This window comes from Ruegeria sp. F5 (assembly GCF_056533845.1).
Genome location: NZ_JBQFOU010000001.1, coordinates 211,110 through 223,156, shown reverse-complemented (window position 1 = coordinate 223,156; position 12,047 = coordinate 211,110). Strand labels below are relative to the sequence as shown.

Annotated in this window: 11 protein-coding genes; all 11 read right to left on the bottom strand. The window is 62.7% G+C overall.

Annotation, left to right across the window (positions count from 1 at the left end; genetic code table 11):
- Positions 1-8 precede the first annotated feature (8 nt).
- The 11 genes from ACR0K1_RS00960 to ACR0K1_RS00910 all read right to left on the bottom strand — a co-directional run bounded on the left by ACR0K1_RS00960 (position 9) and on the right by ACR0K1_RS00910 (position 12,041).
- The gene (locus ACR0K1_RS00960) at positions 9-1,154 is read right to left on the bottom strand and encodes an iron-containing alcohol dehydrogenase (protein WP_480848212.1); all 1,146 of its coding nucleotides are present in this window, start codon (positions 1,152-1,154) and stop codon (positions 9-11) included.
- Entirely contained in the window at positions 1,151-2,533 is a 1,383-nt protein-coding gene (locus ACR0K1_RS00955; protein WP_480848210.1) for an aldehyde dehydrogenase family protein, read from the bottom strand. The genes ACR0K1_RS00960 and ACR0K1_RS00955 overlap by 4 nt, the downstream gene beginning before the upstream one ends.
- Positions 2,534-2,627: 94 nt before the next feature.
- Complete coding sequence (locus ACR0K1_RS00950; protein WP_480848578.1) at positions 2,628-3,905, bottom strand: glutamine synthetase family protein; 1,278 nt, start codon at positions 3,903-3,905, stop codon at positions 2,628-2,630.
- A 234-nt stretch (positions 3,906-4,139) separates the two neighbouring features.
- Positions 4,140-4,895, bottom strand: a complete 756-nt coding sequence (locus ACR0K1_RS00945; RefSeq protein ID WP_480848208.1) for a methyltransferase domain-containing protein — start codon at positions 4,893-4,895, stop codon at positions 4,140-4,142.
- Entirely contained in the window at positions 4,892-5,512 is a 621-nt protein-coding gene (locus ACR0K1_RS00940) for a pimeloyl-ACP methyl esterase BioG family protein (RefSeq protein WP_480848206.1), read from the bottom strand. Before ACR0K1_RS00940 ends, ACR0K1_RS00945 begins: the two co-directional genes overlap by 4 nt.
- Entirely contained in the window at positions 5,509-6,795 is a 1,287-nt protein-coding gene (bioA, locus tag ACR0K1_RS00935; RefSeq protein ID WP_480848204.1) for an adenosylmethionine--8-amino-7-oxononanoate transaminase, read from the bottom strand. The genes ACR0K1_RS00940 and bioA overlap by 4 nt, the downstream gene beginning before the upstream one ends.
- On the bottom strand, positions 6,792-7,412 hold the full coding sequence (gene bioD / locus ACR0K1_RS00930; RefSeq protein ID WP_480848202.1) for a dethiobiotin synthase: 621 nt from the start codon (positions 7,410-7,412) through the stop codon (positions 6,792-6,794). The genes bioA and bioD overlap by 4 nt, the downstream gene beginning before the upstream one ends.
- Positions 7,409-8,542, bottom strand: coding sequence for an 8-amino-7-oxononanoate synthase (locus ACR0K1_RS00925; protein ID WP_480848200.1), 1,134 nt, complete (start codon positions 8,540-8,542; stop codon positions 7,409-7,411). The genes bioD and ACR0K1_RS00925 overlap by 4 nt, the downstream gene beginning before the upstream one ends.
- A complete protein-coding gene (gene bioB / locus ACR0K1_RS00920) occupies positions 8,539-9,519 on the bottom strand; it encodes a biotin synthase BioB (protein ID WP_480848197.1) in 981 nt (326 codons plus the stop codon). Before bioB ends, ACR0K1_RS00925 begins: the two co-directional genes overlap by 4 nt.
- Positions 9,520-9,630: 111 nt before the next feature.
- Positions 9,631-10,479 carry a carboxylating nicotinate-nucleotide diphosphorylase gene (nadC, locus tag ACR0K1_RS00915; RefSeq protein WP_480848195.1) on the bottom strand — a complete coding sequence of 283 codons (849 nt, stop codon included), beginning with the start codon at positions 10,477-10,479 and terminating at the stop codon, positions 9,631-9,633.
- Positions 10,476-12,041, bottom strand: a complete 1,566-nt coding sequence (locus ACR0K1_RS00910; RefSeq protein ID WP_480848193.1) for an L-aspartate oxidase — start codon at positions 12,039-12,041, stop codon at positions 10,476-10,478. Before ACR0K1_RS00910 ends, nadC begins: the two co-directional genes overlap by 4 nt.
- Between the last annotated feature and the right edge of the window lie 6 nt (positions 12,042-12,047).

Below are 12,047 nucleotides of genomic sequence, written 5' to 3'. Positions count from 1 at the left end.
CGTTGGTCTTACAGCGCGGTTTCGAACAGTTGCGTCAGGTTATCCTCGGTCAACTCAACCGGGTTGCCACCGCAGGATGGATCAATAATGGCCCCCTGAACCAATTCGGGAATCGAGGCCTCTGTCACGCCCAGATCAGACAGGTTGCGCGGAATGCCGAGGCTGTCGTTGAACGTCTGCACAAAGGTACAGAACCCGTCAAAGCCGCCATCAATGCCCAGAAAGGCCGCCGCTGACTGGAAGCGATCGGCAATTTCGGGGGCGTTAAAATCCAAGACGGCGGGCATGCAGACCGCATTCGTCGTGCCGTGATGGGTATTGAACACCGCGCCGACGGGATGGCTCATCGCGTGAATCGCCCCGAGGCCCTTTTGGAACGCGGTTGCCCCCATCGCCGCCGCGCTCATCATCTGGGCGCGAGCCTCAATATCGCTGCCATCGGCATAGGCGCGGGGCAGGTATTCTTTCACCAGCCGCATGCCCTCCAGCGCGATGCCGTGGCTCATCGGGTGGTAATGCGGGCTGCTGAACGCCTCGACACAATGGGCAAAGGCATCCAGCCCGGTGCCCGCAGTGATGAATTTCGGCATGCCCACCGTCAATTCCGGATCACAGATCACCACGGTCGGCAGCACCTTGGGGTGGAAGATGATCTTCTTGGCGTGGGTTTCGGAATTCGTGATCACACTGGCGCGCCCCACCTCAGACCCAGTCCCGGCGGTGGTCGGCACCGCGATTATTGGCGCAATCGCATCCGCATCCGCGCGCGTCCACCAATCGCCGATATCCTCGAAATCCCAGACCGGGCGCGTCTGACCCGCCATAAAGGCGACCATCTTGCCCAGATCCAGCCCCGAGCCGCCGCCAAAGGCAATCACGCCATCATGGCCACCCGCGTTATACGCCGCGACCCCGGCGTCGAGGTTCTTTTCATTCGGGTTCGGGTCCACATCCGCAAACAGGCCCCGCCCCAGCCCGGCGGCCTCCATAATGTCCAACGTGGCGCTGGTGATCGGCAGATCGGCCAGCCCCTTGTCCGTCACCAGCAAAGGACGCTTCATCCCCGCTGCTGCGCAGGCCTCGGGCAGTTCCCTGATCCGGCCAGCGCCGAACTTGATCGCGGTCGGGTAAGACCAGTTTCCAACAAGGCTCATGATGTCACCTTTTTCAGATGGTAGGATTTTGGGCGCGTCAGGTTGTGATAGCCGATCACCGACAACCCACCCCCACGCCCGGTGTTTTTGCAACCGGTCCAGCAAAGACCGGGGTCCAGATAGTCGGCCCGGTTCATGAAGACGGTACCGGTTTCGATCTGGTCGCCCACCCGCGCGGCGCGGTCCACATCGCGGGTCCAGAGGCTGGCAGTCAGGCCGAACTCACTGTCATTCATCAGCGCGATGGCTTCCTCGTCCGAGGACACTTTCATGATGCCCACCACAGGCCCAAAACTCTCATCCCGCATCACCCGCATGTCATGGCTGACATTGGTCAGGATTTGCGGGGTAAGATAGGCACCGCCATCATCCTCGGGGAAGGTGTCGATATGGGTCACGGCACCCGCGGCGACAGCCTCGGCAATCTGCGCGCGTACCTCATCGGCGAACCGCACATTTGCCATCGGCCCGATCGTCGTTTCAGCGTCCAGCGGATTGCCCAGCTTATAGCCCTTCACGATCTTCACCGCTTTGGCGACAAAGTCATCATAAAGGCTCTCATGCACATAAATCCGTTCGATCCCGCAGCAGCACTGGCCCGAGTTGAACATCGCCCCGTCGATCAGCGTGTCGACGGCCGCATCCAGATCGGCATCGTCCATGACATAACCCGGATCCTTGCCGCCCAGTTCCGTGCCGACCCCGGTAAAGGTCCCCGCCGCCGCGCGTTCCATCGCCTGCCCGCCGCCAACCGAGCCGGTGAAGTTCACAAAGTCAAATGCCTTCCCTGCAATCAGATCATTGGCCACATCATGGCTCAGGAACACGTTCTGAAACACGTCCATGGGCACACCCGCCGCATGAAAGGCGCGCGCCATCCGCTCACCCACCAGCAGCGTCTGCGTCGCGTGTTTTAGCACCACCGCATTGCCCGCAATCAGCGCCGGAGCAACGGTGTTGATCGCCGTCATGTATGGATAGTTCCAGGGTGCCACCACAAACACCACCCCATGCGGAAGGCGCTTGATGTATCGCCGGAACGTCTCGTCCTCGCCCACGGCGATATCGGCCAAAGACGCCTCAGCAATCTCAGCCATGTAGCTGGCGCGTTCACTGAACCCGCCGAACTCACCGCCGTAACGCACCGGGCGGCCCATCATATGCGCCAGTTCCGGCACGATCTCATCATTCATCGCACCAATGGCAGTCACGCCTGCCATCACCAGATCAATCCGCTGCTGCAAAGGCCGCGCGGCCCAGTCCACCTGCGCCGCCCTCGCCTGTGCGGCAACCTCAAACGCCGCTTCGCGCGTTAGAACCTCCCGCTCTGCATATACCGAACCATCAATCGGCGAGACACATTGCAACATCTGCCCCATCTTCTCTCCATTCCCGAAAGAAACAGGATCCCTGCTTCATCTGGCCACAAATATCCCGGGGAGCGCGAGGGGCTGGCCCCTCGCTCCCAAACCATCAAGCCCGCTCAAACCCCCGGGCAATTTCCCAATCCGTCACCACGCGCTCAAATTCCTCAATCTCCACCTCAGCGGCGCGGGTGTAGTGATCGACCACATCATTCCCCATCGCCGCGCGCAGCATGGCTGATCTGTGCAGCGCATCGCGCGCCGCGCGCAGGTTGCCGGGGATCATGCCGGTGTCGCCCTGATAGACGTCACCGGTCGCCGCAGGCTGCAGGTCCAGCCCTTCTTCAATTCCGGCGATCCCGGCGGCCAGCATCCCTGCAAGGGTCAGATATGGGTTCATGTCCGAGCCCGGAATGCGGCATTCCACCCGCACCGCCTTTGTCCCGTCACCGCACAGGCGGAAACCGGCGGTCCGGTTGTCGACCGACCAGATGATCCGCGTTGGCGCAAAGGTGCCCTTCATGAACCGCTTGTAGCTGTTGATATAGGGCGCCATGAAATAGGTATAGTCGGCTGCGTATTTCAGCAGCCCGGCCATATAGCTTTTCATCAGCGCCGACATGCCGAGCGGATCTTTTTCGTCGAAAAAGATCGGCACCCCGTCGGCCCAAAGTGACTGATGCACATGGGATGAACTGCCCACCTTCTCATGATGCCACTTGGGCAGGAACGTCGCCGCATGCCCGTGTTGCCACGCAATCTCTTTCACCGCATTCTTGGCGATGGTGTGATATTCGGCCGTGTCCATCGCAGGGGCATATTTGATGTTCAGTTCTTCCTGCCCGGTCTCGGCTTCACCCTTGGAGTTCTCGACCGGTATCCCCGCCTCCCACAGATGGTTGCGGATCGGGCGCATCACATGTTCTTCCTTGGTGGTTTGAAGGATGTGATAATCCTCGTTATAGCCCGAGATCGGCTCGAGTTCCCGGAACCCTTCCTTGCGGATCTGATCGAAGCTTTTCTCGAACAGGAAAAACTCCAGTTCCGTGGCGGTCATCGCCTCATAGCCCATGGCCTGCAGGCGGTTGACCTGTTTCTTCAGAATCGATCGGGGGGCGTGCGGCACCTCTTTGTGGGTGTGATGATCCAGAACATCGCACATCACCATCACCGTGCCCTCCAGCCACGGCACCGGGCGCAGCGAGTCCAGATCGGGTTTCATCACATAATCGCCATACCCCCGTTCCCAACTGGTCGAGGCATAGCCACCGGGCGTTCCCATCTCGAGGTCGGTGGCCAGCAGATAGTTGCAGCAATGTGTCTCTTCCCAGGCGCTGGCAACGAAATGAGCGGCATGAAACCGTTTCCCCATCAGCCGTCCCTGCATATCGACGATGCAGACCAGAACCGTGTCCACCTCACCCGCAGAGACCAGGGTTTTCAGGTGTTCGAAAGTCAGTTTTGCCGTCACGTTGCTGTCTCCTTGATGTCCCCCGCGGTGCGCCGATGCGCTACCAGAATCCTATCCGCCACCGTGGCGACCTGTTGGCCCGAGCGCAATAGGGTGCCGCGAAGTTCGGCGCGTTGAAAGACGACAGGACGGGGCTGTATCGGCCATCCGCTACCGCTTGCGGGCAATGACCCAGACAGGATGATAGGTCAGCGAAACGCCCCGAGGGGTTTCGAAAAGGCGCCTATAGTCAGCCGTAAACCGGGCGAGGGTCGATTTGGTCCACGTCGTCCGCGCCCGGCCATTCACGCCGGTATTGCGCAGATGCTCCAGAACCTGACGGGGCGTGGCAAAACACGACTGTCGTACACAATCACCAGCGCTGAGAATGTCCATCCGGTCGCTCAATGCCGCCGTCAGCTCATCAGGTCGACACAGCCCCGGCGCGCGGGCCGCCGTACCGATCCGGGTCAACTCGCGGTATTGTTCGGGTCCGAAACCGGAAATCGCGAGCCATCCGCCTGGTGCCAGCGCGTTTGCCGCCTTGGTCAGCAATCTGGCCGGGTCCTCCATCCACTGGATCATCGAGGCCGAGGCCAAAAGGTCGATGTGCTCCGGCCAAGCAATCTCCCGGGCGTCTCCGGCAACAAACCCTGCCCCCATTGCGTCAGCCGTCGCGCGGGCCTGCGGGGCAAGGTCATTCAGGGTCAACGCGCCGAACCCGAAGCTCTCGCACAGATGGCGGGTCAGATGGCCGGTGCCGCATCCCAGCTCGAACGCATGGCCGAAATGGTCCGGCGCGCCGTGCTGGCGCAGCTCTGAGACCAACCGATTGGCGATCCAGGCCTGCTGGCTGGCGGTGTCGTGATAAGTGTCGAAGCTTCGGCTAAAGCTGCGCTGGACCCGGTCGGTAAACTGAACGGTCATACCAGCCACCCTGCCCAGTTTTGTCCCGGTTGAAAGGGAACGTGCGGCGCGGAAATGCGTTTTACCTTTTCCGGTTGAGACGCCCACGCCGCCTCCTGCGCGGCGGTTGAAATGATACGGTCGCGGTCCGGAATCCAGATCCGGTCAAAGCCCGGGTCCGGGGCGGGTCCGCGTTGGGTGACGGCATGAAGCTCGGACCGGGCGGCCTCAATGTTCAGCGCAGGCGGTTCGCTGTCCAACCCGGCGCGGCGGCAGAATTTTGCGAAACCGGTCGGCGAAAGCTGATCCGCCGTCGCGCGGATCAGGTCCGGTGCGATCCCATACTCTGCGCTGGCCGGATGCAGCGTACCGCTGACGGCCACCAGCCGGTCAGGCCGAAACCCGGATACGCTCAGCCAGTGCGCTGCCGAGGCCACGCCGAAGGAGAACGCCAGCAGGTCCACCCGGCCGAACCGGCTCAAATCCGGCAACGGGTCCTCCAGGCTGGTGTAATCTTCGACCAACAGAACGTTCCCGGCCCCGGTCAACCCGCTGAACGGGGCCGCGCCAAGAGCCCAGCCTGCGAAGACCAGCATCAGGTCCGAGCGATCCGATTGCGCCAGCCATTGATGCCTCACCGCGCACCTCCGGCCAGAGAGACCATGGCGGCTGTGACCCGGCTCAACTCGTCCGGCGAGATGATGTAGGGCGGCATGCAATAGATATTGCGGGCAAACGGGCGCAGCCAGACGCCGGTTTCCGGCGCCAGCCGATGCGCGATTGAGGCATCCACCGGCTCCTGCATCTCGATCACGCCAATGGCCCCCAGAACCCGCACATCCGCCACGCCCGGCAAGGCCCGGGCAGGCGCGAGTTCCGCCTCTAGCTGCGTGGCGATGTCACCGACCTCCTGCCGCCAGTCGCGTTGTCCCAGCTGATCCAGACTGGCGACACCGGCAGCGCAGGCCAGCGGGTTGGCCATATAGGTCGGGCCGTGCATCAGAACCCCGGCCTCGCTGTCGCCGATCCCCTGGGCCACGGCTTCAGTGGCGACGGTCGCGGCAAGCGTGATGTGCCCGCCGGTCAGCGCCTTGCCCAGACACAGAATGTCGGGAACCACCCCTGCGTGATCCATCGCGAACATCTCGCCGCTGCGTCCGAAGCCAGTGGCGATTTCATCGAAAATCAGCAGGGTGTCATGCGCATCGCACAGTTCGCGTGCACCGCGCAGCCATGCCGGGTGATAGAAATACATCCCCCCGGCCCCCTGCACGACCGGTTCGAGGATCAGCGCGGCGATCCGGTCGCCCTTCTCTGCCAACAACTGCTCCAGCGCGCCCAGCCCGTTTTCAGCGGGGTCATCCGACCAGTCCTGATCGTAGCGGATGGGCGGGCGCGGCAGAAAATGCTGGATCGACAGCGCGCCGCGAAACAACCCATGCATGCCGTTGACCGGATCGCAGACGCTCATCGCTTTCCACGTGTCGCCGTGATAGCCGCCGCGGATGGTGGCAAATTCGGTCCGTTCGCGGCGGCCTTTGGCGATCTGGTACTGTACCGCCATTTTCAGCGCGACCTCAATCGCGACCGAGCCGCTGTCGCTGTAGAAAATCCGGTCCAAACCGTCGGGCAACAGGCCGATCAGCCTGCGGCCCAGTTCGACGGCTGGTTCATGAGTCAGGCCGCCAAACATCACATGCGGCAACTGTCCCAACTGTTTCTGCATCGCATCGATGATGGCCGGATGGCGGTGCCCATGTACGGTGCACCACCAGGACGACATCGCGTCGATCATCCGGACCCCGTCATCGCGGGTCAGCCACACGCCTTCGGCCCCGGTGATCAGATGCATCGGGCCGGGGTCCAGCACATGCGTATAAGGATGCCACAGGTGGCGGGCGTCGAATTCGAGCGGGGTCACAGGAACCTCCGGATCGTATCGACATTGATGGATGAAAAAGCCTCCGCAAGGTTTTGGGATGTCAGATTATTCAGGTATGGCAGACGGCCAAGATGCCGGACATCGCACATCTGCACGATGGTGTCTTCCACGTCAGGCGCGGCGTCGCCGACAAAGGCCACGCCGGCAACCTGACACCCGGCCCTGCGCAGGGCCATCAGGGACAGAGAGGTGTGGTTGATCGTCCCAAGCGCCGTGCGGGCCACCAGAATGACCGGGGCCTGCCACTTGGCGAAGAGGTCCAGATAAAACACCTCCCGGTTCAGTGGCACCATCACACCCCCCGCCCCTTCGATGACCAGAGGCCCGTCGACCTGCGGCAGGATCAGACGCGACAGGTCGATCTCAACGCCCATATCCTCGGCTGACAGGTGCGGGGATGCGGGCAGGTTCAGGCGATAGGTTTCGGGCAGCACCTCGGCCCCCGACAGGGTGCGCACAATTTCGGTGTCGGTTGCATCTTCCAGCCCCGATTGCACGGGCTTCCAGTATTTGGCCCCCAGCGCCGCCGTCAGGCCCGCCGCGAAAACAGTTTTACCGACGCCGGTATCGGTTCCGGTGATGATCAGCGCGCTCATGCGGCCTCCTTTTGCTGCGTGGCGAGGGCGCGGAACAGGGCGGTGATGTCCTCGTGCCCGACATTCCCGGTGATGGAGACCCGCAGACGCGAGGCCCCACGCGGCACTGTCGGAGGCCGAATGCCGCGCACATCGAACCCCTGATCCTGCAGAGACGCCGCCATCGCCATTGTTCTGGCTTCATCCCCCAAAACCACCGGGATAATCTGGCTGTGAAGAGCGACCCCCGAAACACCGAATTGCCGCGCCGTTTCATGCGCGTGCCGAACGCGCTGCTGCGCCGCCATCACAAGCCCATCGGTTGTAGCCAGCGCTGTTAGGCCGCCGCGAACGAGCGCTGCGTTCAGCGGCGACGGCGCAGTGGCAAAGATGAAAGGACGCGCCCGGTTGATCAGCGCATCAATCATGGCTTTCGGCCCGCAGATCAGCCCTCCAGCAACACCCAGCCCCTTACCGCAGGTGTGAAGCGTCAGCAGGTCTGCATCAAGATCGTGGGCCAACCCTTTGCCCTGCCTCCCGAAAACGCCGGTCGCATGAGCCTCGTCCACGATCAGAACGGCATCACACTCCTGCGCCAGCGCTGCGAGGTCTTTCAGAGGTGCTAGATCGCCTTCCATCGAGTAGACGCTTTCCACCGCGATCCAGATTTGCCCTGCGCCGCCGGCAGCGCGCCAGTTGGTCACCACCTGCCGGGCATCGCCGACATCATTGTGCCTGAAGGCGCGCAGGTCAGTCCGGCTGGCGCGCATGCCTTCGTGGGCGCTGGCGTGGACAAGCGCATCGTACAGAACCAGATCGCCAGCGGCTGGCAGAGTGGAAAAGATCGCCTGATTGGCCTGAAACCCGCCGCCCATGAACAAGGCAGCCTCGGCCCCGAAAAACGCGGCGGCCTGTTGTTCCAGGGCTTCATGTTCAGGATGATTGCCCCGCAGCAGACGCGACCCGCCCGATCCCACGGGAACGCCCCGCGCGATTGCCTGCTGAGCGGCCTGCTGCAAAACCTGCGAACCCGCCAGCCCCAAATAGTCGTTCGAGGCAAAATCCAGCCCGCGCACAGGTGAAAGCACCCGGCGACGATGCCGGGATTCCAGCGTATCGAGCATGGAATTCAGCCGGTCGACAGCTTTCATTCGGCAGCTTCCGTGCAAGCCCTGCCCTCTGCCTGTTCCGCCTGCAGACCCAGCTTGGCAAACAGGATCGAGTCCATGTCTTCCTCGGGGTTTTCTGCGGTTAGCAAAGTGTCGCCGACGAAGATCGAGTTGGCCCCGGCAAAGAAGCACATGGCCTGCATCTCGTCGCTCATCTCGCTGCGCCCGGCGGACAGGCGGACGTAAGAGGTCGGCATAAGGATGCGCGCGGTGGCGATGATGCGCACAAAGTCGATCGGGTCGATGGGTTCGGCATCGGCCAGCGGCGTGTCGGCCTGCGGCATCAGCATGTTGATCGGAACCGAATCCGGCGGCGGGGTCATGTTGGCCAACTTCAGAAGCATGTCGATGCGGTCGCCGGTATGTTCGCCCATCCCCAGAATCCCGCCCGAGCAGACCTTGATCCCCGCATCCTGCACCCGGTTCATCGTGTCGATCCGGTCGGCAAAGGTGCGGGTGGTGATCACCTCAGAGTAATAGCGTTCGGACGTGTCGATGTTGTGGTTGTAGTAATCCAGCCCGGCGTCGCGCAGTTGCACGACCTGCGTGTCATCCAGCATGCCCAGCGTCATGCAGGTTTCCATCCCCATCGCCTTGACGCCCTCGACCATCGCCACCAGCGCGGGCATGTCGCGGGCTTTGGGTTCGCGCCACGCAGCGCCCATGCAGAACCGGGTTGCGCCGCCATCCTTGGCCTTCTTGGCCTCGGCCAGAACTCGCTGGACCTCGATCAGTTTCGAGGCCGGCAGTGTCGAACCGTTCCGGGCCGATTGCGAGCAATAGGCGCAATCTTCCGCGCAGCCGCCTGTCTTGATCGACAGCAGTTTGGAGGTTTGAATCCGGTTCGGATCGAAATGCTCACGATGCACGGTCTGGGCTCGGAACAGCAAATCCATCAGCGGAAGGTCATGAACAGCTTGCGCAGATTTTCGGGTCCAGCCGGAATGGGGGATGATCATTTTATCTATAAAACTTTCTGCAGCCTGCGTTAGCCGGGATTTATTATCGATAAAATTGAATCGCGCAACACATCATGCTGGCGCGCCACAATTTGACGCATGAATCCGCTTTTAGAAGTCCAACCCGAGGTCCGCCGTGCGCACCGAATGTGTCAGCGCCCCGGACGAGATATAGTCCACCCCTGTCGCCGCAATCGAGGCCACCCGGTCAAGCGTGACATTGCCGCTGGCCTCGGTCTTGATACGTCCGTCGACCATGGTAACCGCTTCGCGCAGCGTGTCGTTGTCCATATTGTCCAGCAACACGACCGAAGCGCCGCCGACCTCAAGCACTTCGGAGAGTTGGTCCAGCCGGTCCACTTCAATTTCAACCGCCATCATGTGGCTGGCATGGGCTTTTGCCGCCCCCAGTACCTGACGAACCCCACCCGCGGCGGCGATGTGGTTGTCCTTGATCAGGATCGCGTCGGACAGCGAATAACGATGGTTGAAGCCGCCGCCATGCAGAACCGCCAGTTTCTCGACGATCCTGAGACCGGGCGTGGTCTTGCGGGTGCAGGTGATGCGCGCCGTAGTGCTCTTGGTCTGTGCCACAAACGCCGCTGTCTGGGTCGCAATGCCGGTCAGCCGCCCGGCAAAGTTCAGCGCCACCCGTTCGCCGGACAGGATCGAGGCGGCTGAGCCCCGGATGGTCATCAGCGTATCACCCCGCTTGCATGCGGTGCCGTCACCGACACACGCTTCGACCTCAAGCTTGGGGTCGACCAAACGAAAGGCAATGGCCGCCACCTGCATGCCCGAAACAACCGCATCCTCGCGCGCGTTCAGGCGGGCCTCATAGGTGGTGCCCTCGGGGATCACGGCGCGGGTGGTCACGTCGCCATAACTGCCAAGGTCTTCCATCAGGGCGGCGCGGATCATCGGTTCCAGGACCAGATCAGGCAGGGTGGCAAAACTCATGTCAGTTCCTTGCAGGCTTGCGCCCGGATGGCGAGCGCTTCGGACAGGTACATCCGCGAGCGTTCACCGGGGCCTTGGGCGGTATCGGGGAAATCGGATCGGGCGTGCGCGCCACGGCTTTCATCGCGCAACAATGCGCTGGCGGCGATCAGGGTGGCCGTCGCGCACATGTTCATGAACGATGGGTAAACGTCGTTCGCCGCTTCCAGCGCCGCGATCTTCTGCAGCGCTTGGGTCAACCCGGCGCAGTCCCGCACCACGCCGACATGGCGGGTCATGATCTGGCGCAAGTCCAATACTGCCTTTGCCGTATCCGGCGCATCGCCCTTGGCAAATTGGATGTCCAGAAAGTCAGCCTCCGGCATCACGGGAACACTGTCTGCGATGTCTTCGGCGCAGATGCGGGCAAACACCAGCGCTTCCAGCAGACCGTTCGAGGCCAGCCGATTGGCCCCGTGCAACCCGGTCGAGGATGCCTCGCCACAAACCCAAAGCCCGCCCAGTGTCGCGCGGCCCTTTGTGTCGGTTGCGATCCCGCCCATGTGATAATGCGCGGCGGGGGCAACCGGGATCGGCTGCGTCACCGGATCGATGCCGTTTCGGGCGCAATATTCGGCAACCGCCGGAAACTCCTGGGTTATGCGGGCGCCCAACGCCGCGCGGGTGTCCAGCGCGGGCTGACTGCCCGCCTGCACCTGATCGAAGATCGCACGCGCCACCACGTCGCGGGGGGCAAGCTCGGCATCCTTGTGGATGGCCTGCATGAACCGCTCGCCCTGCTTGTTGATCAAAATGGCCCCTTCGCCGCGCAGCGCCTCGGTCGCCAGCGGCGCGGGGTCTTCGCCCACATCCATCGCGGTGGGGTGAAACTGGACGAATTCGGCATCGGCAATCTGCGCCCCGGCCCGTGCCGCCATGCCGATGACCTGCCCCCGGATACGGGGAGGATTGGTGGTCAGCGCAAAAAGCCCGCCAGACCCACCCCCTGCCAGCAGCACGGCAGGCCCGCGCAGCATTACGGTGTCGGGGCCACCTTCGGCATCCTGTACCGCGACGCCGGCCACCTGCCCGTCCTTCACATCCAGCCCGACGGCAAGCACGCCCTCCAAGACCTGAATGGAAGGTGTTTCGCGAACCTGTTCAATCAGCGCGGCCATGATCTGGCTGCCCGCCTGATCGCCTTTCACCCGCACCACCCGCGCAAAACTGTGCGCTGCTTCACGGGACAGAACATAGCCGCCGTCCTTAGTGCGGTCGAACGGCGTTCCCAGCGTGGTCAGGTCAAGGATGTAGTCGCGCGCTTCACGCGTCACGAGGTCGGCAACCTCGGGTGACACTGTCCCCGCCCCCGCGTTCACAGTATCCGCCGCATGGCTTTCCGGGCTGTCTGCACCGTCCATCGCCGCCGCCACGCCACCCTGCGCCCAGGCGGAACTGGCCCCCTGCCCCAACGGGTCGGGCGAGATCATCACCACTGGCCGCGGTGCCAGTTTCAGCGCGGCATAAAGCGCACCAATACCAGCCCCCACGATAACAACACGATCCGTGGTGAGGTCTTTCATACGGGA